The 25843-nt window shown below is 38.5% G+C and carries 21 protein-coding genes and 1 pseudogene; 3 read left to right on the forward strand and 19 right to left on the reverse strand.

Features of this window, described 5'->3' with window-relative positions:
• Nucleotides 1–66: 66 nt before the first annotated feature.
• The 3 genes from ACTFWY_RS10650 to ACTFWY_RS10660 form a co-directional block, all read right to left on the reverse strand.
• Entirely contained in the window at nucleotides 67–807 is a 741-nt protein-coding gene (locus tag ACTFWY_RS10650; protein ID WP_003129115.1) for a GntR family transcriptional regulator, read from the reverse strand.
• Between the two features lie 175 nt (nucleotides 808–982).
• Nucleotides 983–2263, reverse strand: coding sequence for a PTS sugar transporter subunit IIC (locus ACTFWY_RS10655; protein WP_409535934.1), 1281 nt, complete (start codon nucleotides 2261–2263; stop codon nucleotides 983–985).
• Nucleotides 2264–2462: 199 nt separating this feature from the next.
• Nucleotides 2463–3851, reverse strand: a complete 1389-nt coding sequence (locus ACTFWY_RS10660; RefSeq protein WP_409535933.1) for a glycoside hydrolase family 1 protein — start codon at nucleotides 3849–3851, stop codon at nucleotides 2463–2465.
• Nucleotides 3852–4008: 157 nt separating this feature from the next.
• Here ACTFWY_RS10660 and celB point away from each other — a divergent pair, with 157 nt between their 5' ends.
• A complete protein-coding gene (gene celB, locus ACTFWY_RS10665) occupies nucleotides 4009–5280 on the forward strand; it encodes a PTS cellobiose transporter subunit IIC (RefSeq protein ID WP_103300655.1) in 1272 nt (423 codons plus the stop codon).
• A gap of 113 nt (nucleotides 5281–5393) precedes the next feature.
• On the forward strand, nucleotides 5394–6110 hold the full coding sequence (locus ACTFWY_RS10670) for a GntR family transcriptional regulator (RefSeq protein WP_060813648.1): 717 nt from the start codon (nucleotides 5394–5396) through the stop codon (nucleotides 6108–6110).
• 157 nt (nucleotides 6111–6267) lie between these two features.
• Here ACTFWY_RS10670 and ACTFWY_RS10675 read toward each other — a convergent pair whose 3' ends face one another.
• The 15 genes and pseudogenes from ACTFWY_RS10675 to ACTFWY_RS10745 form a co-directional block, all read right to left on the reverse strand.
• Nucleotides 6268–6468: a heavy-metal-associated domain-containing protein gene (locus ACTFWY_RS10675; protein ID WP_103300656.1), complete on the reverse strand. Its 201-nt coding sequence runs from the start codon at nucleotides 6466–6468 to the stop codon at nucleotides 6268–6270.
• 27 nt (nucleotides 6469–6495) lie between these two features.
• Nucleotides 6496–8958 carry a heavy metal translocating P-type ATPase gene (locus tag ACTFWY_RS10680; protein ID WP_287036357.1) on the reverse strand — a complete coding sequence of 821 codons (2463 nt, stop codon included), beginning with the start codon at nucleotides 8956–8958 and terminating at the stop codon, nucleotides 6496–6498.
• A gap of 185 nt (nucleotides 8959–9143) precedes the next feature.
• Nucleotides 9144–10580, reverse strand: coding sequence for a glycoside hydrolase family 1 protein (locus ACTFWY_RS10685; protein ID WP_060813651.1), 1437 nt, complete (start codon nucleotides 10578–10580; stop codon nucleotides 9144–9146).
• Nucleotides 10581–10868: 288 nt separating this feature from the next.
• Complete coding sequence (locus tag ACTFWY_RS10690; RefSeq protein ID WP_409535932.1) at nucleotides 10869–12638, reverse strand: ABC transporter ATP-binding protein; 1770 nt, start codon at nucleotides 12636–12638, stop codon at nucleotides 10869–10871.
• Complete coding sequence (locus ACTFWY_RS10695; RefSeq protein ID WP_409535931.1) at nucleotides 12631–14346, reverse strand: ABC transporter ATP-binding protein; 1716 nt, start codon at nucleotides 14344–14346, stop codon at nucleotides 12631–12633. Before ACTFWY_RS10695 ends, ACTFWY_RS10690 begins: the two co-directional genes overlap by 8 nt.
• A complete protein-coding gene (locus ACTFWY_RS10700) occupies nucleotides 14343–14783 on the reverse strand; it encodes a MarR family winged helix-turn-helix transcriptional regulator (RefSeq protein WP_156248247.1) in 441 nt (146 codons plus the stop codon). The genes ACTFWY_RS10695 and ACTFWY_RS10700 overlap by 4 nt, the downstream gene beginning before the upstream one ends.
• A gap of 220 nt (nucleotides 14784–15003) precedes the next feature.
• Nucleotides 15004–16722, reverse strand: coding sequence for a hypothetical protein (locus ACTFWY_RS10705; protein WP_409535930.1), 1719 nt, complete (start codon nucleotides 16720–16722; stop codon nucleotides 15004–15006).
• Between the two features lie 307 nt (nucleotides 16723–17029).
• Nucleotides 17030–17482 (reverse strand): IS200/IS605 family transposase, encoded by a 453-nt coding sequence (tnpA, locus tag ACTFWY_RS10710; protein WP_103300663.1) that lies wholly within the window; start codon nucleotides 17480–17482, stop codon nucleotides 17030–17032.
• 247 nt (nucleotides 17483–17729) lie between these two features.
• Nucleotides 17730–17972 (reverse strand): hypothetical protein, encoded by a 243-nt coding sequence (locus tag ACTFWY_RS10715; RefSeq protein WP_409535929.1) that lies wholly within the window; start codon nucleotides 17970–17972, stop codon nucleotides 17730–17732.
• Between the two features lie 301 nt (nucleotides 17973–18273).
• Nucleotides 18274–18687: a type II toxin-antitoxin system death-on-curing family toxin gene (locus tag ACTFWY_RS10720; protein WP_409535928.1), complete on the reverse strand. Its 414-nt coding sequence runs from the start codon at nucleotides 18685–18687 to the stop codon at nucleotides 18274–18276.
• Nucleotides 18684–18920 carry an AbrB/MazE/SpoVT family DNA-binding domain-containing protein gene (locus ACTFWY_RS10725; protein ID WP_439926935.1) on the reverse strand — a complete coding sequence of 79 codons (237 nt, stop codon included), beginning with the start codon at nucleotides 18918–18920 and terminating at the stop codon, nucleotides 18684–18686. Before ACTFWY_RS10725 ends, ACTFWY_RS10720 begins: the two co-directional genes overlap by 4 nt.
• 87 nt (nucleotides 18921–19007) lie before the next feature.
• Nucleotides 19008–22301, reverse strand: coding sequence for a metallophosphoesterase (locus tag ACTFWY_RS10730; RefSeq protein WP_439926936.1), 3294 nt, complete (start codon nucleotides 22299–22301; stop codon nucleotides 19008–19010).
• Nucleotides 22302–22424: 123 nt separating this feature from the next.
• Nucleotides 22425–22916: pseudogene (locus ACTFWY_RS10735) on the reverse strand (hypothetical protein); the annotation flags it as partial.
• A gap of 48 nt (nucleotides 22917–22964) precedes the next feature.
• A complete protein-coding gene (locus ACTFWY_RS10740) occupies nucleotides 22965–23564 on the reverse strand; it encodes a tyrosine-type recombinase/integrase (RefSeq protein ID WP_138372291.1) in 600 nt (199 codons plus the stop codon).
• A 419-nt stretch (nucleotides 23565–23983) separates the two neighbouring features.
• Nucleotides 23984–24190, reverse strand: a complete 207-nt coding sequence (locus ACTFWY_RS10745; RefSeq protein ID WP_409535937.1) for a hypothetical protein — start codon at nucleotides 24188–24190, stop codon at nucleotides 23984–23986.
• A 271-nt stretch (nucleotides 24191–24461) separates the two neighbouring features.
• On the opposite strand from ACTFWY_RS10745, the gene ACTFWY_RS10750 reads away from it, so the two are divergent.
• Nucleotides 24462–24548: a type I toxin-antitoxin system Fst family toxin gene (locus ACTFWY_RS10750; RefSeq protein WP_113848974.1), complete on the forward strand. Its 87-nt coding sequence runs from the start codon at nucleotides 24462–24464 to the stop codon at nucleotides 24546–24548.
• A gap of 205 nt (nucleotides 24549–24753) precedes the next feature.
• Here the strand turns inward: ACTFWY_RS10750 and ACTFWY_RS10755 are convergent, their stop codons facing one another.
• Nucleotides 24754–25584, reverse strand: a complete 831-nt coding sequence (locus ACTFWY_RS10755) for a DUF5677 domain-containing protein (RefSeq protein WP_439926937.1) — start codon at nucleotides 25582–25584, stop codon at nucleotides 24754–24756.
• Nucleotides 25585–25843 lie beyond the last annotated feature (259 nt).

Genomic DNA, 25843 nt, shown 5'->3' on the forward strand with positions numbered 1-25843 from the left:
TCTATACGAAAACAAACCATTCGGCCATCAAAAACAAAAAAACCAAAGCAGCGAGCACTTTGGTCGTTATGGTTTTCGATGATTTAAAAGATCTGGTTTCATGTCTAACATGGAATACCCGCGAACATCATACCGATTTCGGCTTCTTGAATAATCGATCGGTCTTCCCGATTCTAAATAAATAATCTGCTCTAATTCCAAAACTGGATCATCCGATTGACACTTCAAATATTGACGATCATACTCATCACTTTTCGCTGCTTGAAATGTCCGATAAGCACCGGCAAACTTATAATTCAACTCTTCTAACAAATAATCATATACCGATCGATGCAAGATTTCTTTCGTTAATCCCGTCACTAAATCTACTGGCATAAACGAATGTTCCAAAATATAAGGTTGCCCATCTAATATTCGCAAACGAATCACATGATACACCGGCTCTTCCGCAGCGACCTTCAACATCTCTTGTACTCTGCTATCTGGGAAACAGACTTCGAAGGTAATTACCTGACTTTGTAAATCTCTTTTTTGCATTTTCATCTGGTAACTAAGTCCTTTGTATTCGTTTACAGAAGACGTGTCACGATCCCAAAAAGAATGGTTCAACACTTTCGTCCCAGATCCTCGTTTCGAAAGCAACAGTCCCTCCATGATCAAAATATTGATGGCATTCTTAATGGTCATCCGACTGACACCAAATTCTTTTACTAACTCCGTTTGATGCGGCAGAAAGCTCTCTTTGGGATAAGTTCCATCTTTGATTCTTTTTCGAAGGACATCTGCTATCTCAACATACTTTGGCACAACATTCACCTCACATCCTATTAATTAAAAAAGACTGCGGCATAAGCAACAAAGACGACTACCCATCCTGTTGCTTTAGCCACCAACTAGCAACTAAAGCAACAGGATTGTCATTTTCATTCGTTCGGGTAGTTTCGTCTTGTTCTGACTTATGTCCCAGCCTAATTTTGATCGGTTAGATTTCTTTCAGACGACGATTTTCTTGGATCTGTGCCATCTTCACGAATGGAAGATAGATCACGATCGAGATAATCAAATTAACTGCAGCTAAGATTCCGCCAGCAATGCTTTGTGTTGATAAGATCCCACCAATGATCGGTGGTGTTGTCCAAGGCGCAATAACGGTACATGCTGGTACCAGTCCTGTTGCTGTGGCAAAATATGCAGTTGAAACTAATACAAGTGGTGTCAAAACATAAGGGATGAACAAAATTGGATTCAACACGACTGGCAATCCAAACATCACTGGTTCATTGATCATAAATACCCCTGGAGCCAATGATAATTTCGCTACAGTCATATAGGCTTTATGATGACGAGCAACCAAGAAAATTGCGATCAATAAGCCTAATGTTGCACCGGTACCACCTATATTAACAAATGAATCAAAAAACGGCTTATTTACAATATACGGCAATTTGTCTCCTGCTTCAAGCGCTTTCGTATTCGCTTCGATAGCTGGAATGTTAATCGTTTGCATAAATGGATCGATGATATTTGCACCATGCAAACCAAAGAACCAAAGGAAAGCAGAAATGAACCCTAGTAGCAATGCAGCTGGATAAGAGTTTGCCAATCCCATGAATGGTTGTTGCACAAGCTCATAGAAAGATAGAACCAAACTTGATACACCAAATGCTTGGAAGATTGCTGTGAACAATGCAAAAATCGAAATAGTGATCATTGCTGGGAACAGCGCTGCAAAAGAACGAGAAACTGCAGGTGGTACACCATCAGGCATGTTGATCACTAGACGAGGATTGCCTGCCAAACGACGGAAGATCTCAGGAGAAATAATAGCAACGATCAATGCCAAAAATAATCCTTGTGAACCAAGACCCGCAGCTGTCAGCAAACCATCAGCATCTGTGGCCATTGCACCTAATGCAAAAAAACTGGCAACTGAAATTGCTCCTGCTCCTAATGCATCTTGGTCATAGCTCTTGGCCAAGTTATAAGAAACTGTGAATGCAATCAATAAAGCTAAAATAGAAAATGTACCTGCAGATAAATTATTGCCAAATGCTTGCCAGGTGCCTTCACCAAAAATACCGTTCATAAAATCAATATAAGCTGGAATAGGCAAATTATTGATCAATACCCCAAAAGATCCCAAGATCATCAATGGCATCGTTACGATAAAACCGTCACGAATCGCAACTAGATGACGTTGTGAACCGATTTTGGAAGCAATAGGAATAAAATGCTTCTCCATAAACGCGATAAACTTATTCATTTTTTTCTCCTTTCAAAAACCATCCTATAATTTAGTGAAACCGATTTCCTCTATAGAATACCACGCTTACATTTATAAGTCTAGTCTTTTTAGTTATAAAACTGAGCATGGATTATACAGTCCTATTCTTTTGCTATAGACAGCACCATTTTTTGACAATAAAAAAAACACAGTGAAGCAATCTTCACTGTGTTTTGAATCAAAAGCCGTTATTGTCAGAAACCTCTTTGTACCAGCGACCAGACTTTTTAATTGTGCGCTTGGCATCATGATTCAAGTCAACTGAGATGAAGCCATAACGATTTTTATATGCGTTCGTCCAAGACCAGTTATCCATACATGTCCACATATGGTAGCCAACACAGTTGGTACCCTCTTGGATCGCTTGATGAACATACTTCAAGTGTTCTTTAACGAATTCGATTCGATAATCGTCCTCAATGATCCCTTCATCGTTGACAAAACGTTCTTCCCCTTCAACGCCCATGCCATTTTCAGAAATGTAGCATTTGATATTGCCATAATTCTCACGGGTATTGGTCAAGATATCATAAATCCCTTTTTCATAGATCTCCCATCCACGATAAGGGTTCATTTTTTTGTCAGGTTTATCATAATTATCAAAATAATCATCTGGTAATGGACCATTCGTGTGGTCGATCGGTGTTTCTTTTGTCATAATACGACGTGGCTGATAGTAATTGATGCCTAATAAGTCAATCGTGTTTTCTTGGATGATCACTAAATCTTCTGCTTCATGTTCCGGTATCATGTCTAATTCTTTGATGATCGTGACTAATTCTTCAGGAAATGTCCCTTTAACTGCTGGATCCAAAAAGGAACGGTTGAAGAAGGCATCGGCGATTTGGGCTGCTTTAACATCCTCCGGGTTTGCTTCATCTCTCGGATAGCTAGGTGTCAGATTCAAGATAATCCCTATCTCTCCACCCAATTCTAGCGCATGATATTCCTTGATTGCTTTCGCGCTCGCTAAGGTTTCATGGAAACCGGCTTGAACAGCATGCTTCATGTTGATTTCGTTTGGATAGTGGAACTGATAGAGATAGCCACCTTCTATCGGAACGATTGGTTCATTATGAGTGAACCATTTTTTGACTTTTGTACCAAACAATTCAAAACAAGTTTTGGCAAAAACGACGTAAGCCTCAACTGTCTCACGACTTAACCAACCGCCTTTTTCCTGCAAGGCCATCGGCATATCAAAATGATACAAGTTGACGAAAGGTTCAATCCCATTTGCAATCAATTCATCGAAATAATCATGATAAAAAGCCACAGCTTCTTGATTAACTTCGCCAGTTCCTGCTGGAATCAAGCGACTCCACTGGATCGATGTCCGAAATGTATTGTGTCCTGTTTCTTTCATTAGTTGAATATCTTCTTTATACCGCTTATAGACTTGGGATGTTTTTTCGGGGCCTACACGGTCAAAGAATTTTTCTGGTTCTTGCTCATACCAGTAATCCCAAATACTGGGTCCTTTTTTGTCTCCTGGAAAAGTTCCTTCTGTCTGAGGACCGCTGGCAGCAGAACCCCACCAGAATCCTTCTGGAAATTGATACGTCATCTTTTTTACACTCCCTATTCATGCTTGATACCGTAATCATAAAGGAAGCACTACCAAAAATCAATCTTTTTATTGGATAATGTATAGACATTTAAAATAAAACATGATACATTATGAATTGTAATCGATTGCAAAAAGTTGTTAGGAGTGATTTTTAATGAACGGTTTTATGGATAAAATATCTGAAAAAATCTTGCCGCTAGCCAATGCGTTAGGGCAAAACCGCTACCTCACTGTATTACGAGATGCGTTCATGCTTTCTTTTCCCATTACGATGTTTGGTTCAATCGTAGTGGTTATCAACAATCTGCCTTTTTTCAATGATGCAACGAAAGGCACTCTAAGTACCCTGTTCGGTAATGGACAAAATGCAACAATGAGCATCATGACAGTTTTTGTTACTTTTGGTATCGGCTATTATTTGTCTAAGTCTTATGATGTTGAAGGGATCTTTGGAGGCGCTGTATCTTTTGCAAGCTTTTTGATTCTAACACCATTTTTCATGACTACAGAATCAGGTGAAACTATTACTGGCGTGCTATCTCTTGATCGCTTAGGTGCCAAAGGTATGTTCATCGGAATGATCGCTGCCTTCTTAGCTGCTGAGATTTATTGTCGCGTCACAAAACGCGGTTGGCAAATCAAAATGCCTGATGGGGTGCCACCTGCAGTAACGAAGTCATTTGCTGCTTTGATTCCAGCGATCGTTACGCTAACCATCTTTTTGATGATCAATGCGATCATGACCGGCGTCTTCCATGCGAACCTTCATGATGTAATCTATGAATTGATTCAAAAACCGTTAACAGGTCTTGGCAGCAGCTTACCTGCTACACTATTGGCACTGTTCTTGGTTCAGTTCTTATGGTTCTTTGGTCTTCATGGGCAAATCATTGTCAACTCTGTCATGGATCCTATCTGGAACACATTGATGTTGGATAATTTAGAAGCCTATCAAAATGGCGAAGCTTTACCCCATATCGTGACGAAACCATTCATGGAAACTTTCACGGTAGGTTTAGGGGGTTCTGGAATGACGCTAGCTGTTGTGATTTTGATGGCTTTTGTCCTAAAGAAAAAACAATACCGCGATGTTGGTCGTTTGGCTCTTGCTCCTGGTATCTTCAATGTAAATGAACCTGCTATTTTCGGAATGCCGATCGTACTGAATGCAACGATTTTGATTCCTTGGGTAGTAGCACCCCTAGTGGTGACAACCTTCAATTACCTTGTGATGGCAGCTGGTCTAGTTCCAGCACCAACTGGTGTGTCCGTACCTTGGACCGTGCCAGTGATCGCTAGCGGTGTGTTAGCAACCAACTCTTGGTTAGGTGGCTTGCTACAAGTCATTGATGTAGTGCTTGTTGGTGTGATCTGGTATCCATTCTTGCGTATTTTGGATCGTCAACAAGAAGCTTCAATCAGTTAAAACAAAAAGACTGGCAGGTCAATCAACCTGTCAGTCTTTTATTTTAAAAAAAGGCTGCCGATTCGGATTGTCGAAATCGCTTTTTTCAGCTATACTCTTTGCGAGGTGAGGAGATGCCAAAATATCAAGAAATTGCCAATATTTTAAGAACAAGAATCAGAAATAAAACTTATCCTCCAGATAGTTTATTACCTAATCAAATAGATCTCGTTGAAGAGTTCCAAGTGAGCCGCATGACCATCAAAAAAGCGATCGGGATTCTCTCTATGGAAGGACTTGTCTATTCTCAGCGAGGAGCTGGAACTAAGATTTTGAATCATCCTTTCGTGGATCGAGATACGACAACATTAACGGAATATGTCGGCTTATCCACTGAAATGCGCAAAGCAAATCGGCCATTGACTAGTGAAGTCATTGATTTTCAAGTGGCTTTTCCGAACAAGGAGATCCAAGAAAAACTGATGCTGACAGAAGAACAACCCGTCTATAAGATCATTCGTCTGCGAATTTTAGAAGGCAAACCATTTATTCTGGAGCATACGTACATGCCGGTCCATTTAGTTCCTAATCTAAAACGTTCTCACTTGGAAACTTCTATCTATCAGTATGTAAAAGAAGAACTAGGCATTCAATTTGTCGGTGCTTATCGGACGATTTCTGCGGATAAAAGCTCGTTATATGATCAGAAATATCTGGCTTGCGATCCAACCGATCCAGTATTAGAAATTCAACAAATCGTTTACCAAAAAAATGGCTCACCGATCGAATACTCCCGCAGTCGCAACCGTTATGATACGCGGGTATATTCCTATTTAGACGTTCAACGATAATAAACAGCCAAAGCGGCGCAGTAAAACTAGACAAAAGAACAACCAAAATATAGAGAAAAGATTTTTCGGTTTTTGGGTGTATTAGTCTTGTTCACTGCTCGCTTTGACTGTTTTTATTTTTGATCCATTGCTTTACTTGCTCTCTTCTCGATGTTTATCAGATAGTAAGTAAACGATAAGGCGTATCTTTTAACGCAGCTGTCACCGTTTGATCTGAGGCATCGCCTGTGACGGTCGCAGTTTTCTTGTTCAAATCAACTGTAACTTCGGTAACACCGACTACTTGAGCAAGTGTTTCTCGTACCGTTTTTGCACAGCCTTCGCATTTCATGCCGTCGACTTGATATGTTTTTTTCATAATGATCCTTCTTTCTTCTCTATTTTGTTATTGGTTTCTTGCTGCTCGTTTACTGACTGGAGTGAACCGTTTTAAACGTAGCGCATTCAATAAGACGGAAACTGAACTAAAACTCATGGCTGCCCCTGCAATCATCGGATTCAAAAGCGGTCCGCCAAAAAGATGCAGTAATCCCATGGCAACAGGGATTCCCAAAACATTATAAGCAAATGCCCAGAAAAGATTTTCTTTGATATTCTTGATGGTTGCTCGACTCAATTCCACTGCAGTCGGCACATCCATCAAGTCACTACGCATCAACACGATATCTGCAGATTCAATGGCGACATCCGTTCCTGAGCCAATGGCGATACCGACGTCTGCTTTGGCTAAAGCTGGTGCATCATTGATTCCGTCACCTACCATGGCAACTTTTTGTCCAGTTTGCTGCAGTTCTGCCACTTTAGCCGCCTTATCTTCTGGCAACACATCACTAATGACTTCATCGATACCTACTTGATCAGCAATGGCTTGTGCTGTTCGCGAATTATCCCCTGTGATCATCGCCACTTTGATGCCCATTTGATGCAGACGTTCAATGGCTTGTGCGCTGCTTGTTTTCACCGTATCGGCCACAGCAATCAACCCAATCAATGCGCCGTCCATGGCAACATACATTGGTGTTTTCCCTTGTTTTGCTAAGCCTTCGGCAGATGCAATTACAGATGAGACATCTATTTGTTTTTGATCCATCAACTTTTTATTTCCTAACAGCACGTCTTTTCCATCCAATCTTCCCGTGATTCCATGACCAGGGACGGCTTGGAAATGACTAACTGAAGAAAATGTTAATTTCTGTTGTTTGGCAGCGGCTACGATAGCTTCTCCCAGTGGATGCTCCGATCCATCTTCTGCAGAAGCTGCTAGCTGCAAGACCATTTCTTTCGTATGTTCGCCATAAGGTAAAAGATCTGTCACAACTGGTTTCCCTTCTGTGATCGTCCCGGTTTTGTCAAAAACGATCGTTGTGATGTTGCGAGTCGTTTCTAATGCATCACCGCTTTTGATTAATACACCATTCTCGGCGCCTTTCCCAGTTCCCACCATGATTGCCGTTGGTGTTGCTAATCCTAAGGCACAGGGGCAGGCAATGACTAATACCGAAATAGTGATCGTCAGTGCAAAGATCCACGACTCTTGTCCGAAGAAAAACCATGCCAGTCCTGCTAGTAACGCTAAGCCAATCACGATCGGAACAAAAACACCCGAAACTTTGTCAGCTAATCGTGCAATTGGGGCTTTCGAACCTTGGGCATCTTCCACTAGCTGGATGATCTGTGCCAGAGTGGTATCCTTGCCAACTTTTGTCGCCTGATAGCGAAACGTACCCGTTTTATTGATACTCGCTCCAACAACTGAATCACCAGGTTGTTTCTCCACCGGAAGGCTCTCTCCAGTGATCATTGACTCATCAACTGCTGAATGTCCTACTATCAGTTGTCCGTCGACAGGAATTTTTTCACCGGGACGAACAATCACAATATCGCCAGCCACGACTTGCTCGACTGGCACTTCCATTTCTGAATCATTTTTTAAGATCCGAGCAGTTTTTGGTGCTAAATCCAATAATTTCTTGATAGCTTCAGAGGTCTTGCCTTTTGATACGGATTCAAGGTATTTGCCTAGTGTGATTAATGTGAGGATCACCGCAGCTGATTCATAGTATAAATGCATCGCGAAATGCGTCTCTCCTAAATAAACCATGACCGTTCCATACAAACTATATAAAAAAGCCGCACTGGTTCCTAACGCCACCAGAGAGTCCATATTAGGATGCCCTTTGAACAACGCTTTGAAGCCATTGCTAAAAAAAGCACCGCCAAAAATCATGACAGGGAGCACAAGGAACAATTGTGTACTAACAAATGCTACAGGCTGTGTCATAGGGTTCAAAAAGGAAGGGAGCGGCAGACCGATCATTTCGCCCATTGCTAAATAAAATAATGGCACGGTAAAAATGGCAGACAACCAAAATCGTTGCCATAACTTTTGAATTGGGTCTTTCTTTGCCGATTGCGGCTCCGCAGTTTTTTCGCCAAAAGCTTGATATCCTGCTTTAGCTACTGCCTCTTCAATGGTAGCTGTATTAAGTTGCTGCTTGTCGTAACGAACTGTCAATTTTTCCGTGGCTAAATTGACAGTAGCCGCTTGAACACCTGCAAGTTTGTTCACGGCTTTTTCAACCGTCTGGGCACAAGAAGCACAGGTCATCCCTTCAATCTGGAATGTTGCTTGCTGCTGATTTCCTATAAGAGAGTAGCCGGCATCGGCTACTGTTTTTGCTAAGAGTTGTTCATCTACCTGAGTTTCATCGTAGCGAACGTGAAGTTTTTCCGTCGCCAAATTGACGGAGGCTTCTTCGATACCTGTGACTTTGCTGACGGCCTTCTCGACCGTCTGAGCACAAGAGGCACAGGTCATTCCTTCGATTGCATAGTTTCCTTCAGCCATTTTTATTCCTCCTTAATGAAATATCGTACTGGGTTCCTCAAATAAGCGAAAGAGACTACCTTTTGATTACAACTGTAATCTCTACTCTTCTACTTTACCTCCACTGTTTACATTTGTCAACGATTTTCATTCTACAAAAAAAGTACGCTTCTTTTTTAGAAACGTACTTTTTATTTTGCTATGAATTAACTATTTTGTCCATTGGTCTTGATCACTTCTTGATACCAATAGAAGCTGTCTTTTTTATAACGGGTCAAACTACCGTCTTGATTTTCGTCTTGATCGATATAAACGAAACCATAACGTTTTTGGTAGCCATTCAACCAGCTTAATAAATCAGTAAATGACCAAGTACAGTAACCTAGCACCTCTGCACCATCACTGATTGCTTCTTTGATTGCATGAACATGGCTTGACAGATAATCGATGCGGTATTGATCATGAATCTGATGATCGTCTGTCAACTTGTCATATTCGCCAAGTCCATTTTCAGTGATCATCACTGGGATCCGATAGCGGCTAGTGATACGGCGTAACGCCACTCGCAACCCTTGAGGATCAATTTCCCAATCCCAATTGGTACGATCAACAAATGGATTTTCGACTTTTTTGAACATACCAGGTGTTCCTGTTTCTTCTGAACTGCCTTTTTCTCCAGTTGTATTCATTTTACCAGCGCCTACCCCATCTAACGGATTTGCTGCGTTAGTGGCAGTTTGGTAATAATTAATCCCTAAGAAATCCGGTTTTGCCGAACGCAACAGTTCCATATCTCCTGGCTCAATCGTTGGCGCGATCCCCTGTTCTTTCAAGAAGTTCATTGCTGCGATCGGATATTCGCCCCATAGGTAGACATCCATCCAATAATGCGCCATCAAATCTTCCGCATTTTCTGCTGCCAAAATATTTTTGGGATCACTGTCGATCGGGTAGTTTGGCGTGTAAGCAAAACTAGGTCCGATTTTACCCGGAATCTCCATCTCATGAAATGTATTGATTACAGAAGCATTGGCTAAGTTGGCAATGTGATTCACTTCATACATCCGCTTTGGATCAGTGACACCTGGCGGATGAGCAGCCAATAAATAACCTAATGAGGTAAACACATTTTGTTCATTCAGACTGACCCAGTATTTGACTTTGCCGCGAAATGCTTCGAAAAGTGTCGCAGCATAATTTGTAAAGTCTTCAATGATTTGGCGAGATTCCCAACCACCGTAAGCTTCTTGCAACGCTTTAGGCAAGTCCCAATGATAGAGCGTAACCATTGGTTCAATTCCTGCTGCAAGCAATTCATCGATCAAAGCCAAATAGAAATCTAGCCCTGCTTGATTGACTTCTCCTCGGCCTTCTGGAAAAATCCGTGTCCAAGCGACAGAAAAGCGGTAGGTTTTCAACCCTTGTTCTTTCATCAATGCCACATCTTCTTTGAATCGATGGTAATGATCGACTGCGACATCCCCATTCGTTCCTTTAAATGTTTTTCCAGGAATGCGCACAAAATCATCCCATACTGATGCGCCTTTCCCATCTTCTTGCCAAGCCCCTTCGACTTGGTACGCTGCAGACGCAGAGCCCCATAAGAAATCTTTGGGGAAATCTTTTAATTGTTTATGAAACACACAGGTTCCCTTCTTTCTTTCGATAATTCAGAATGTTTCCTTTCTAAGTATACCGATAAAAAAGCGGTTTGTCATGGAAACGCTGCATAATTTTGTAACTGCTTGCTTGAAAAAGAAGCAGCTGCGACGAGAGGCCTGCAACAAACTGCCTATCCTAGTCATTGTGTAATTCTGAGATTCAATAAATCTTCGTTGCAACTAGATGCAATACCGATTGTTCTGCTACTATGCTTAGATCTCTAGTCCAGTTGTTAAGCTGCTACTTCATAGATCCTAGCTATTCGTCGTTTATTCATCAAACTGTGCTTGGTAAAGGGCTGCATACGCACCTGCTCTAGCTAATAATTCATCATGAGTCCCTTGTTCGACGATATTACCGTTTTGGACCACTAAAATCACATCTGCGTGACGGATAGTGGAGAGACGATGAGCGATCACAAAGGACGTTTTGCCTTTCATCAGCTCAGTCATTGCCGTTTGGATCAACCCCTCGGTCTGGGTATCGACATTTGATGTGGCTTCATCTAAAATCAAGAGATCCGCATCCAAAAGCATCGCACGAGCAATGGTCAAAAGCTGCTTTTGTCCTTGCGAAATCCCGCCACCATCTTCTGTGATCAGTGTGTCATACCCTTTTGGCAATTGTTGAATGAACTCATGGACATGGGCTGCTTTAGCCGCTGCCTCTACCTCAGCAAGAGTCGCGGATGCTTTACCGTAAGCCAGGTTGTCAAAGACAGTTCCAGTAAATAACCAAGTATCCTGCAGCACCATCGCATAGCTTTTGCGCAAGCTGCTGCGCGTCGCTTTTTTGATGTCCTGTCCATCTAAACGAATCACTCCTTGATCCGGATCATAAAAACGCATCAAGAGATTCACGATCGTGGTCTTACCTGCCCCGGTTGGACCAACGATAGCGACTAAACTGCCTGGGGCAACGTCCAGCGATAGGTCCTTAATGATCATGCGATCCTTTTGATACCCAAAGGAGACATGATCCAATTGGATACACCCGGTTACTTCTGTAAACTCATAGGCATCAGGAACATCGGAGACTTCCGGTTCTTCATCCAACAAGCGAAAGATCCGTTCTGCTGCTGCCAATGCGGATTGCAAATCGCTAAAGATATTGGCCAGCTCATTGATCGGTCCAGAAAATTTACGAGAGTACAACACGAAGGAGGAGACGCTTCCTAAAGAGAGACGACCGAATAAAAATAGCAGTGCGCCAAAGACACTGATCAGTGACAACGAAACATTGTTGATAAAGTTGATGGACGGGCCCGTCATGCTACCATAATATTCTGCATTGTAATAAGAGGAAACTGCGGCCTGATTTTTTTCATCAAATCGTTCAATGATCGGTTCTTCTTGGTTATAGATCTTAATCGTTTGCTGACCCGAAAGAATTTCTTCTACAAATCCGTTCAATTCCCCTAGCTTTCGCGAACGACGCCGAAATAATGGCTGAAATTTCTTCATTAAATAACGAGTCAATAGAACCGAGGCAGGCACTGTCACTACAAAAATCAAAACGAGCACTGGAGAGATCAGCAACATCATAATAAACGAACCAATAATGGTGACTAAACTACTCAGCACTTGGATGGCATCACTAGCTAATGATGTATTGATCGTATCGACATCATAACTGATTCGACTAATGATATCGCCTGTTTGGACACGATCAAAGTAGCCGATCGGCAATTCAGAAATTTTGTCGAAAATCGCTTTGCGCATGGACTGGACGACACGTTGACTCAGACGGATCATCAATAATGAGATCAGATAACTTAACACCGCTGAACAAAGATAAAAAACAATCATCCATCCGCAATAAAAGAAGACCCGGTGAAAAATGACTTTTCCTGGTCCTGGCTGAATCGCATCGATGGCATAACCGGAAAGCAGTGGACCTACTAAGGAAAACAGATTGCTAGCCATCATTAAAACTGCTGATAATAGAAGAAGCCATTTCGTTTCATACAAATAGTGCCAGAGACGCTTCACAGTTTTTTTCGTCTCTTTTGGTTTTTCGGCGACTGTCTTGCTAGGCATTGATTTTCCCTCCTGTCTGTCCATGATAGATTTCCTGATAGATGGTATTCGTCGCCAGTAATGTGGCATGATCGCCGAATCCACTCATGCGGCCATTTTCCAACACAAGAATCTTATCTGCATGCTGGATCGAACTGATTCGTTGTGCAATCAAAATCGTCGTTGTGTCCGCAAATTGTTGTTTAAGTACTTGGCGTAGTTTGGCGTCTGTCTGATAATCCAATGCACTGGCTGAATCATCTAGGACTAAAATTTGTGGTTCACCAGCTAATGCACGGGATAGGAGGACTCGTTGCTTTTGACCACCGCTTAGATTGCTTCCTTTCGCATGAAGTTCATAGGCCAGTTGTTGTGGCAACTGCTGGATAAATTCCTTTGCTTGTGCCCTAGCGGCAGCTTCTTCGATTTGTTCTTTTGAAAAGCGGCGCCCAAAATCAATATTTTCTTCGATCGTATCAGCAAAAAGGATGTCTTTTTGCAAAACAATGCCAAAATATTGGTGCAGCTCTTCGGGATCCAGTGAGCGGATATCACGGCCATTGATGCGGATCTGTCCATTGGTCGGATCGTATAAACGCAGCAGTAAGCGTACAATCGTTGATTTACCACTGCCGGTAGCTCCGATGATTCCTAACGTCTGTCCCTTGACTAGAGAAAAATCGATTTCCTTCAGAACGGACGTACCATCAGGATAAGTAAAGGAAACGTGGTCAAATACAATGTGTGCTTCTTCATCTCTTGCCGGAAGGGGAACGACCTTCATATCCTGCGGCAGGCGCAGTACAGCTTGAATACGGTCTGCGGAAGCCAAACCTTTTGAGACGATCACGAAAATTCGCGTGATGCTTAACATCGCATTGAGAATAATCGTAAAGTAGGTGAGAAAAGCAATAATCACCCCTGGCTGCGTCAACCCGGCATTCACCCGATAAGCACTCACTAAAATCACCAATGTCAATCCCGCATTCAGAAAAAAATCCATTAAAGGTGGTGTGGCAGCCATCGTCCGGTTCGCCCTTGTTTCTGCCGCAACGACTGACTGATTGACTCGCTGAAATCGTTGTTTTTCATAGTCTGCTTTCGATAATGCTTTGATCACACGAGCACCCGTCACATTTTCCCGGACGGTGCGAACTAGCGTGTCTACTCGCTTTTGCAATTGGGCAAACAAAGGAATCCCTCGCTTAGAAATAATAACGGCGGCACCTAATGTGAATGGTAAAACTCCAACTAATACGAGTGTCAGCACCGGATCTAAGGTTGCTGTGATCAACACTCCACCTAATAAGAGGATCGGCGCCCGAATGCCAAGTCGTTGGATCATGCCTACCGTTTGATGAATATTGTAAGTATCCGTAGTCAACCGCGAAACTAGCGAAGGGATACCGACTTGTTCGATCTGCGGAATCGATAAATAGGCCACTTTGGCAAAAAGATCATGACGTATGCTGCCAGTAGCATCTCTGGCAACACTGGAAGCCATCCGATTGGCAAGAATATTGGTTACAACAGCAATCACAGAACACAGCAGCATCACACCGCCCCACAAGAAAATGGCGGAAACATTTTTTGTAGGAATGATCGTATCAATGATATAGGCTAGGATCCATGGCAACAGCAGATCCATCAAAGACCCAAAAAACTTGATACTGACCCCGAGAGACATACGCCCAATATACGGGTGCAAATATTTTTTTAGTAACTTCACTGAACCTCATCTTCTTTCTTTAAAGCACGCTGTGAGTTTTCTTTTACTAGTTGTAGATCTGCCAGCAATTTTTGCTGTTCTGCTTCAGAAAACCCTTCTAAGACTTGCTCGTTCCACTGCTTCAACAATTGTTGGAGGATAGGTTGCATCGCCAACGCTTTATCGGTTGGATAAACGAGCAGTCGCCGCCCATCCAAACTGCTCGTTTGCCGACGAACATACCCTTTTTCTTCTAAGACTGCTAACTGGCGAGCAACATTGCTTTTATTGACAAAAATCAACTGACCTAAAGCTTCTTGACTGATCCCAGGGTTACGACAGACATTTAAAATGTACGTATGATGCATGGGACCTAACCCATATTTTTTTAGTTCCCTTTCCCGGTACAATGCGGCTAAACGGGCAATGTGGTTGATTGAACGAATGATTGACTCCATAATTTTTCTCCTTTACATACAGTAAGGTAAATACAGTAGGTTCAGTATAAAGATAATTAGTTGCGCACGCAACTAATTTTTCAAAAATTTTTTACTTAAAAAATCTTAAACGAAAAAGAAGCAGCTAAAGTGTTGCACACCACAGCTGCTTCTTTTTCGTTTAAGTCCGTTAATCATTCATTGCTGTCTACAAAAAAGCCGCCGACAACCGTTCTCTTGATCATTTTTGGCGTCTAACTGCAGCAAACAGCTGCCGTTTTTTCCAAAGAAAACCGAGAGCCAATAAGACCCATGCAGCCATTGTCAACCACAGTCCCCAGTCAAAATACCACGGCGCATCATAATCCACGATCAGCTCGTTGAGCCCTGTCTGTTGCTTAACAGTCACTGCCCCTATCGTACTCACTTTGATGTCAGAACGCTTCAATGGCTGTCCGTTAAGCTGTAAGGTCGTTCGTTGGTAATTGATGACCGGCAACGCCTTCCAGCTAGAATCTTCTCCTTGCCAGCGCAAAATCAACTGTCCATTAACAACCGCTTTTTGCACTATCGTATTCTGCTTGATGATTTGTTCCCCGTAAGCATCGTATTTATTTTCCTTTGTGTCACGATAGATGGGAACATAATCGGGGGTTGACCGTTGGAACAGCACCAGTGCCTTCGCTTTGTCTGGACTGAAATAAGCCTCTTTCAGCGTCTGCTGATCAGAAACAAACAGATAGGAGTGGTTTCTGATTTTCACCGCGGAATCGCTGGATTGCCACTCACTCATCTTAGTACTGGTTTGAAACATAATCTGGCCCACACTGACAACTAAAAGCAAAATCAGCCAAATCGGCCGATTCAGACGGCTATCCGCTAAATAGGGCCGCAAAAGACACAATCCTGCAAGAATCAGCACTGTCGCAGGAACAAAAAAGCGAAACGGAAATTGAATCAGTTCAATCAATGGATTTTCGAGACTAGATAACCATTGCCATGGCAAATAGTTAGACGATAACAGGAAAAAAATGCCGGCAACGACAGTCAACAGCTTCAATCCATTGGGGATCTCTTGCCATTTTTTTAAAGCTCCGGCAAAAAATAGCCCACAGACCAATGGAAAAAGGTAGGGCGATGTCCACCAGTAACTGCTGGTACCCGTAATCGTATTTCGCTCCATGTGGTGATTGACGAATGGTGGCAGTAACTGATTGCTTTGATAAAGATCAAGCATTGCCAGCCAAATATTGGCAGTCAACAGCAGAAAAATTCCAATGGCGGCGAATAAATGAAGCAAGAGCCGCTTTTTACCTTGGCTTTTCAAAAAAGTGCGCAAAAAGAAAGGGATATAGATCAAAACCAATAAAATACTCGAAAAAACATGGATTTGAAACAGCGCAGCTACTGACACGCCCACAGCAAACGGACGGATCCGTTGAAAGCGCGTCATATCAATCAATGGAATGAAACAAAAAGGCAATATTGCTGCTCCCCAAGCCGAAAACCCTTGTCGTTCGACCCAATATTGGATCGAATACGTGGTCATAAAAAGGATGCCCATGCCTAGAGATAACCAGCCCGAAACTTTCAATTTTCGCAGTAACGTGTACATTGATGTTCCTGCCAAAAGGTACAGCAATCCATTTGATAAGAGTTGGTATTGGAACCAAGAACGACTGATCAAAACTAATAATCCTTGAAAATAGGCAAAAAATGGTCCATACAATGCATTGACGATCCGACCAGATTGCTGAAAACCATAAATGGAAAGAAAGTATTGATAGTTTCCTTCTTTGATTTGCTGGCTCGTCTCATAAAAACGATTAAAATGAAAGACGGCGTCCGAACCTAAAATCAAGCCACGACCGAACAATTGCGGCAACAATAGCAGCATACTTACACAGAAAATAACGAGCAATTGCAGAACTGTCGGCTTGAATAAAACTTTTTTTTTCACTAAATGACCTCCTTGCAAAACAGTTCTTATTTTTTAGAATAACAGAATTGTCGGATAAGGTAAAAAATAAGCCTTTTTGAAAAGGGTATCATTGTAAAAATTTAATGAAGCATCTCCTTAATGAAGTGTCCTTAATGAAAGCTAAATTCAGCTTCAAAAAAACTACACCTCCTATAACTTTTTTATAAAGTACAATTACGAAGTGTATCAACGCAGTAAAAAGCCCTAGAAGGGCTCACCACTCGCTAGCCCCTTAAAAGGGGCTTTTAAAATGACCACCACCGCTCACAGCCCTATCTCTTTTTAACTATTTAAATGGATCTACATACTCTTGTTTACTTATACTATCCCTTATTCTATCATCTGCTTCTTGTTCTCTAATATATTTCTCAATTGTTTTTTGATTTAACCCAACCGTACTTACGTAGTATCCTTTGGACCAAAAGCTTTTATTCCCATACTTATATTTCAAATTCGCATGTTTTTCATGGATTAAGGTTGCACTTCGTCCTTTTAAGTAGCCCATAAAACTAGAAATACTAATCTTTGGCGGTATTCTTATTAATAGTTGAATGTGGTCAGGCATTGCATGAGCTTCAATGATTTCAACGTCTTTCATCTCACACAATTTTCTTAATATCTGGCCAATACTTACTCTTAATTTTCCATAAATCACTTTTCTTCGATACTTCGGAGTGAAGACGATGTGAACCTTACAATTCCATCTCGTATGTGCTAAACTTTTATCGTCGTTAGACATAAAAAAATCCTTTCGATCTGATATGCGGTTGGTAGCCACTATTAGTATATCGAAAGGATTTTTTTATCGCTAAAGCTATTTCGTCCACGCGTAGAAACGCGCAGTTTTTTTGTTTCGTACGCTACGCGAACGAAACTGACTAAAGTCAAGAATAAAATAATGTATTATCTATTTTAGATATTAATGGATATATTTTTTTGTAAAACCTTTCAAACATAATATAAGCATTCTTAAATAAAAAAGCATTTCATTCCAAATGATTTGCTTTTTTGCTACCATCATGTTTAATTTTTTCTAGAATCACTTCGAAAGTTTCAAAGGTACCTATATCAAGCTGGCACAACCAAAGTAAGTATTTCTTTTCCTTATAAGTCCAATCGATCGCAGGGTAGGAGGTCAACAAATCATTGTATCTCGCTCTTTGCTCACTTGAAGCTAGTTGCCAGCGTTTCTCAAATATCTTTTTTTCTTTCCATTTGTAGTCCTCCAACAAAGAGTGCTACCCAAAACTTCATCAATGGGAGCGCAAAGTCTAATTATGCAAATCTAATAATACTATAGCAAACCGTTTAGAAAATTTCCAGAAGAGGAAAATCTATACGAATTTATATATTTTAATCTTTGCCAGTAACCAAATATCCACTTTTTATAGTTTACATAAATAAACATCTATTTTTAAAAATATTGATGTACCAGCTACAAAAACAATTAAATTTGTATAATATATCTTATGTAAACTAAAATATAAAGCAAACTAAAGCTTCAGAATGGACTAAACTGCTAGTTTGCTTCTATTTTTTTCTATCAATCTTTGTGGAATTATTTTTTAGTATATCAGTTGTTGTCTCTTTTAAGTCATCAAACTCACCCTGATACGTAGCAATTTTTACTACAAATTCTACAACTTCCCGATTTTCCATTTTTAGTGAATAGCCATTTAGCTTAAGAAAAACATATGCAGCTAAAAATGCTGTACGTTTGTTAGCATTGTGAAATGGATGCTTTTTTATTAGATTTATTAAGAGAACTGCTGCTTTGCTGAACACATCAGGATAGAGATCTTTTCCAAAAATATGCTGTTTTGGTTGATTTACAGCCATACTCAAAGCGTTTTTATCAATGACACCAACTGTTTCTTTTGGTGAATATTTTTTTATTTGAATAACATTCAATTTTACAATATCTTTTTCGCTCAAATACATCATCTGTCAACTAATTCCTTGAATGCTTCATCATATTCTGATAGAGCCTGATTCACATACATATCAATTTCAAGATTTAAATTTCTTTCTTCCTTCACAATTGCATCCATCATTTTATCTTCATCAATAAAAATAGTATCTCCAGGTTTCAAACCTTTTTGTAATAAAATCTCTTTTGACAAAGTGACCACTATTGAGTTACCTACTTCTCTAATTTTCCTTTTTTTTATGTTCATATTATCAACTCCCCAGAATAAGTATACACCGTATATCCTTATTACTCAAATATTTTATGTTAATTAAATAAAAAGTAGGCGCTTGACCTACTTTTTATTTTTCATTTCAATTAACCTCTTCTTTCTATCCATTTCTTCATTTATTTTTTGTTGTTTAGAAACTTGTTTAGACTGTATTACAACATGGTTTCCCTTACTACGTTTTTTCATTAGTTGCGAAATTAAATCTTTGTAACTGCTTTCTAATTTAGTAGAAGATTCTGTTTCAGAATGAAGAATATTTAGTTTTAAAAAAAGAATATCCGTATAAAAGGTTCCGTCCAAGTTCTTTATAGCATAATTCAAATAACTCAAAGAATTAACACCTTTGTTGTCGGCATAAAATAATATTGTAAATAACTCTTCTATTGGATCAACGATCATAATATTATTTTTAGGATCATTATTAATAAAAGAAGAAATATACTCGTCAACCAAACCATTAATTTTATTAGTTCCCATAACTGTATTAAAAATACTTTCGTGTAGTAATAGACCGAACCTAACAAAAAAATTTGCTAATTCTATTATTTCTTCATTTTCATCATCGTTATCTATTATTATTTCTGACTGCTTGTGTAGTAATAATAGTGTTAATATTGAACAATATACTGTAGCTTTAAAAGCTTTTAGTTTGAATTCTCCGTCTGATAATTCATCAAGATTTTTAAGCACTCTGGCGCAAATCATCCAAGACTTTTGAAGTCTTTCTATCGGTGGAATTTCATCAATTTTATTTTTTGTTTCGATTTCACCTCTATCATAAGTATTATTGGGTTCATTTAATAGTCCATCATTTTGTAGGTCTTTCTTTTCATCTGTAATTTTATTCTTTTTCAATATATCATCTAATTCTTGCTCACCAACATCTGTAAGATTAATCAAATCAACTAGACTTCTATTTGCTTTATACTTATTAAAATATGAAGCAAAATCAATTTTACTTTCTAAAATTATTTGCTCAAATATACCTTTATCTTTTCCATTAATTAAATTCCTAAAGGTTTCAATCATTTCACCATAAACAAAGTCTAAAACAAATCTTTCATGCCTATTAAGTCCTGCATAATATTCGATTTCATCTTCATATATTAAGTACTCCGGAGAAAATACTCTCATTTTGAATTCAGGATCAATTCTCATATAAACAGCCAAAAAGTAATCAAAGAAACATTTCAACTTAAAACGATAGTAATGAGTATTGTTATCCATTTCAGAAATAAGTATTCCTTTATCTTCGTAGTGCTTTAAAATCCATTCACTAAATTCTAAATCTGAGTCAACCTGAGCGACTGTCATTTTTTTCCTCTGAATTTCATTTTTTATAACAGATATAACTTTTTGCTTGCTGATTCTATAGTTTCTATCTTTTTGATTAAGCATATTGAATGCTATACAAGCTAAAAGACTTTCTTTATTAGTATAATCAAATTCACTTAAATATATTTCATTCATTGAATGTTTTTCAAAAGACTTTTCAATAAAATTTCTAACTAAATTTGCATTATTAACAGGTCTAAAATCACTTTGTTTTTCATATATCCACAAATATAGAGACACAGATAATGGTGTAGAAGGGATATTTAAGCTATGAAAGTTCCTAACTAAATCACTTATTTCTTTTTTTGATGATTTGTCATTAACCAACCATTTACTCATTAAATCCCTTATTTCACGTGTACCAAAGTATTCAATATTTATTTTAGTAAAAGATGATAAACTCTCATTTTGATACATTTTTCCTGACGATTCAAAATCTCCATATGATGTTGTAGTTCCGATTACCCTGATATTAGGATGTTCTTTTATAAAATTAGAGATATGTTCTAAAGAAGTTTTACTTTGCTCAGAGCCATCAATTTTAATATTGTCTATAAGTAAAACTAATTTATAATTATTAATCAAATTAGTAGTTTTAGAATTCGATAGAGCTAAAAATGTTGCAATTTCTTTATTAAAATTAACTTTGTTGTTATCCATATCCAAAAACACTGGTATAACTCTTTTTTCATCTAATTGGTTGAAAATATACTTGTATATTTTATAGAGTATAGTAGTCTTGCCTATTTCTTTGGGACCAAATAATATATAGTTTTCTTCTGATTCCACTAAATCTTTGATCGTCCAATTTTCTTTTTTCGTAGAATTTCGAATATCATTATTAATTTTATCATGATTTCTAATCTCTAGTCTGGGAGCAACAAAAATGTCATCTATTTCTTTAGGTGAGTCAGAGTCTGTTCCAAAACTGACCATTACTTTCTGAATCTCAGTTGTAAAATCTAAAAGATTATCAATAATACTTTCTTTTATTCTTTTCCATTCCTCATTTAAAGATCTATCAAAAGTAAAAATTGTTGATCCTGTCCCATCCATACCTTTCATTGTATCTGGTACAAACATTCTATTATTCCTGTTATATCTTCGGAATGAAAGCGTTAGAGTTGCTTCTAATTTATTATAGTCAATTATTGTATATCCGTTATGATGTGCAAGACTTTGAGACCTCATGTTAACAGTCCAATTTGATGGTGCCTGTGATACCACTAAGGATGTTCCATAGCTATTATTACTTTGCTGAGCATTTGTTGAATGATCATGTCCAATCAAAAGTAAATCATAGTCCATCATAATTTCATTTTGAATGCTACGCTTTTCAGCATCTAAAAGAAAATCAAAAGAATGATGCATTAAAGCAATTTTTAAATCATATGCTTTGTTATCACTATTTAAAGACTGTTTTATAGAGTCTAATTGTTGTAAGCCAACAATTAGTTTACCTTCATCTGTATCGTCATTGCACCTCCAAGAACTATTTATACCTGCTACACCTATACTTCCATCTGAAGTCTCTACACTATATCCATATCCAAATTCATTTCCTTTATATCCAATATTATCTGCAAAAAAAGATCTTTCAAAATTCTTATACGCCTCTATTCTGTCCAAATGTAATTGACTCGGGTTCCTCATATAATTTTGAATACTATCTTCGGAATTCAAGGCCATAACTAATCCATTTTCAAAAATCGGATTGATTTTTTTTCTATCAATATCGTGATTACCTGGAACAAACAAGAAGTGCGCCTTGTCTAAATTAAGGCTCTCTAGAATGGGTGTTACAAAATTTTTTTCAAACTCTTGAAAACATTCTGATATTACCATAGGATTAAGCGTATCAAATCCACCCTTATCAATTAAGTCTCCAGTATAACATATTAAGTCGATCGGCTTCTCTTGATTCTGCTTTTCTAAATCTTTTATGAGTGGGCATAATATTTCTAAATCGAAATTTTTTTGACTCGGATGATAGTGTACATCCGAAATGTGTGCAATTCTCATAACAGTTCCCCATTTCAAATTTAGTTTTTTTATGTTTACCTCCAATATAATAGAGGTAACTTTTGATTTGGAAAGTACAAAAATATAATCGAGATACATAAATTTCTTATTCTATAAGTATTGTAAAACAGTTCTCCTATTAACATCTCCTAATATTTGATTCTTCGAGATAAATAGAAATAGTCCAATAATTTTTCCGCATCAGATATATCTTATCTTATTTTATGTATTGATTATTTACCTGTACTTTTGTTAGCATTGGTGAAATATATCTCCATTGAATAGTAGACATTTCTACTCCACCAATTTTGATTCCTCCGCTGCAACTATCCGATTAATCCGCTTACTTGTCTCTACTAGTGGCTCCTGTACGTCATTTAAAAGCATTTCAAAGCCTCTTTTTAAGTTAACGACGGTCAGGACATCATCTACAGTCACATTATTGGCCCGATTATACTTAATAATCTCTTCTGTTTGTAATAGCGTTGTATTCAGTCCTTCAAATTTTCCCGCACTATACACCAGTTCTACAATGTTTTTCTTCAATAAATACACAGACTCTTTGCGAGATAAGTGGTATTTATCGGGGAATTTAGACCGCTTTTCTTCGTTCATTTTCTCACCTCTTGAATTTTTCCTTCTATTATATAGGGCATTATTCTGTCATAGATCCAAACTCTTTACGGCGGTATCTTTGTCTTCCTGGGTGATCCCAATATAGCGTAAGGTCTCCCGTTGCGAAGAATGGTTGAGCAGCGACTGAATGATCTCTGTTTTGGTCCCTTGCTTGTACAAAAAATAGCCAAAGGTCTTCCGCATCGAATGGGGCCCAATTTCTTTTAAACCAACCGCCGTTCCTGCTTCATGAATGATCCGCCAAAGGCTTTGTCGGGTCAAAGGCGTATCTGCTCCTTTTCGACTTGGAAACAAATAATTACTGAAATCATGTACTTGCAGCTGTTCAGGAAATTCCGATTGAACATAATCGAGAATCACTCTTCGTAATTTGTTCGAAATGAAGACCGAATTGTGTTTGGCCGTTTTTTGTTCCTTCATGGCCAGACGTTCTTTGACAATCACCCGTCCACGGGAAATTTCTAATACATCACTTAATTTTAACTGTCTTAAATCAGAGATTCGATATGCTGTATTGATCCCAATCGAAAAAAGCACCAAATTTCGTTGCCCATATTTTCCGGAAGCCAAAATGGCCTTCATGGCATCGATCTTTTTTTTGTCGCGAATCGGTTCCACGCTCTTCATTTTTAGCCGCCTCCCAAATGTTACTTAATACGATTATAACAGATAATAAGTCACATTTAAACAAGCTATAGAAAAAAGCCTCTAAAAGAAAAGTAATTTTCTCTTAGAGGCTCTAAGGATGGAGCGATTTTAACGAATGTGACAGAATCAGATTGTGTCACATTCTCAAAAGAATATTATTTAAATTTATTAATACATAAATAATGAATATATTTAAATTATACGATATATCTATTGAAACAATTTATTTTTTATTTAAATAAGTGTCGTTATAATATTTTTTTATCTAATTACAAAATGCCTAATTTTCATCCATTACATAAATAATAAATTTAATCATTATCCCAATTTTTCTTAGAATGGTTCAAATACTAAAACCATATTGAGCCAAAGTTATAAAATAAAAAAGAGCAGACCTTTTATAAATTCGCTCCTTCGTCCTTGCTCCGTTTAATTTTATCCAGTATCACTTCGAAAGTCTCAAAGGTATCTATATCGAATTGACACATCCAAAGTAAGTATTTCTTTTCCTTGTAGGTCCAGTCAATAGCAGGGGAGGAGGACATCAGATTATTGTATCTTGCTCTTTGCTCAAATGAAGCTAGCTGCCAGCCTTTATCAAAAATACTTTTTCAATCCATGCTTAATCCCCCCAAAAAGCGTTGCGTGAAGCTTCAGTAATGCGCAACTCAAGTCTAACTCTGCAAGTTTATCCTATCACAATCCGCGTTCATAGTGTGGTCAAATAGAGGAAATCATGATTATTTTGCTCACTTTATCAATACTGTAAACTAATTTGAGTCGCATACTAGATTAATCAATCTAGTGCAATTTTTTAGTATGTCAAAATTAATAGTCGCCTATCCGACAGTCTTGCGACTGGAGGGAGGTGTTTTCATGATTCAATTCTTCATTTGCCCCCTTCTTGTCGGCTTGCTAGTAGCCATCTTCGAGTATTGGCTGAATAATCGAGACAAGAAGTAAAGAAACTAAGGCGACATCAGCCCACAAAATGAAACCCCAGAGAATCCGACCTCTCTGGGGTTTGGTAGTGTTTTCATGTCCAATAATCCATTTGCAACTAAATTTTAACATGCAATGGCACGTAAATCAACGAAGAAGGGATGCTAGAAAACGTTCGACTTGAAGGCTTGAATCTTCAATAACGCGCAACACAAGTCTAAGTCATTCATCGTTCATTTAGCATTTCATTAAGAAAAGATTGCATTTGATCATTAAATAGACATATTTTATTGAAGTATTCCGCAATTTTGACACTTTTTTCAATTTTTAAATATTTTTGAATTCTATAAATATTATTCATAAGCCACTGAAGATCTCTTTTCACCATTATTGATAGCATACAAAGATTTTTTTCTTCTAACCTTTGATTAAAATTCATGTCTAGATTTTCCTCCAGACTCTGAGGGTGAATCCAACTAGAAGGTTCATCATAGCTAATATAGTAATCTAATTCCGAAAGATATTCATAGCTTAGATCTTTAGTTGATCTATTTGTTGCTTGTTCATACCACGTATCTGTGGTTCTATTTTTCGTAGATTGCTTTAAGGCCTGAGTTGTACTAAATTGCCAATCACTAACCCATTTTCCATATTCTTTAGGAAACATTGGAACTTCGTTGATATCAATTGCAGATATATACTTATTCCATTTAAATGCAATTTCAAAATCTCCCTTTTTTTTATATAATTCAACCAATTTAGTTTTATCCTTTGAATTCATGTAAACTTCAAAAGCTAGCTGTAACTCAAATATTGTTCTTTGGAAGGCGAAAAGGCCATCCCAATTATTATTCTCTATTAACAAGCACATAGAATTGAATCGGAGATTAATATTTCCTACTATCTGAAACATAAACTCATCACAAGCATCAAGCGTTCCACTTTTTTTAATTGCCCTTTTCCTAAGTCTACGTAGTCTGCGTTGTGTTACTTCAAAAAGATCCTTGTAGCTCGGAATCGTTAACTCCATATCGTTCTCCTCTGTTGCAAGATTCATATCAATCCCCCCGATCCAGTCCATAACCGTTCATCATTAAGCCAGCCTTTCTCTGTTTCATATGGATTTTTTACTGTAATCCCTACACTCAAATAATCACCGCCAAAAAAATCTTTGTAATGATATTTAAATAAACATCACTGCTTATTCCTCATTATAGCAATTACAAGGTCTTTTTTGTGTGAATGTGACAAAGAGGTACAAAAAAACCGCCTTCTCATAGGCGGATTGCTCTCTCTTTTCTTGTCTTTCATGCGTT

Source organism: Enterococcus sp. 125944 (assembly GCF_051909435.1).
Taxonomy (GTDB): domain Bacteria; phylum Bacillota; class Bacilli; order Lactobacillales; family Enterococcaceae; genus Enterococcus_D; species Enterococcus_D gallinarum.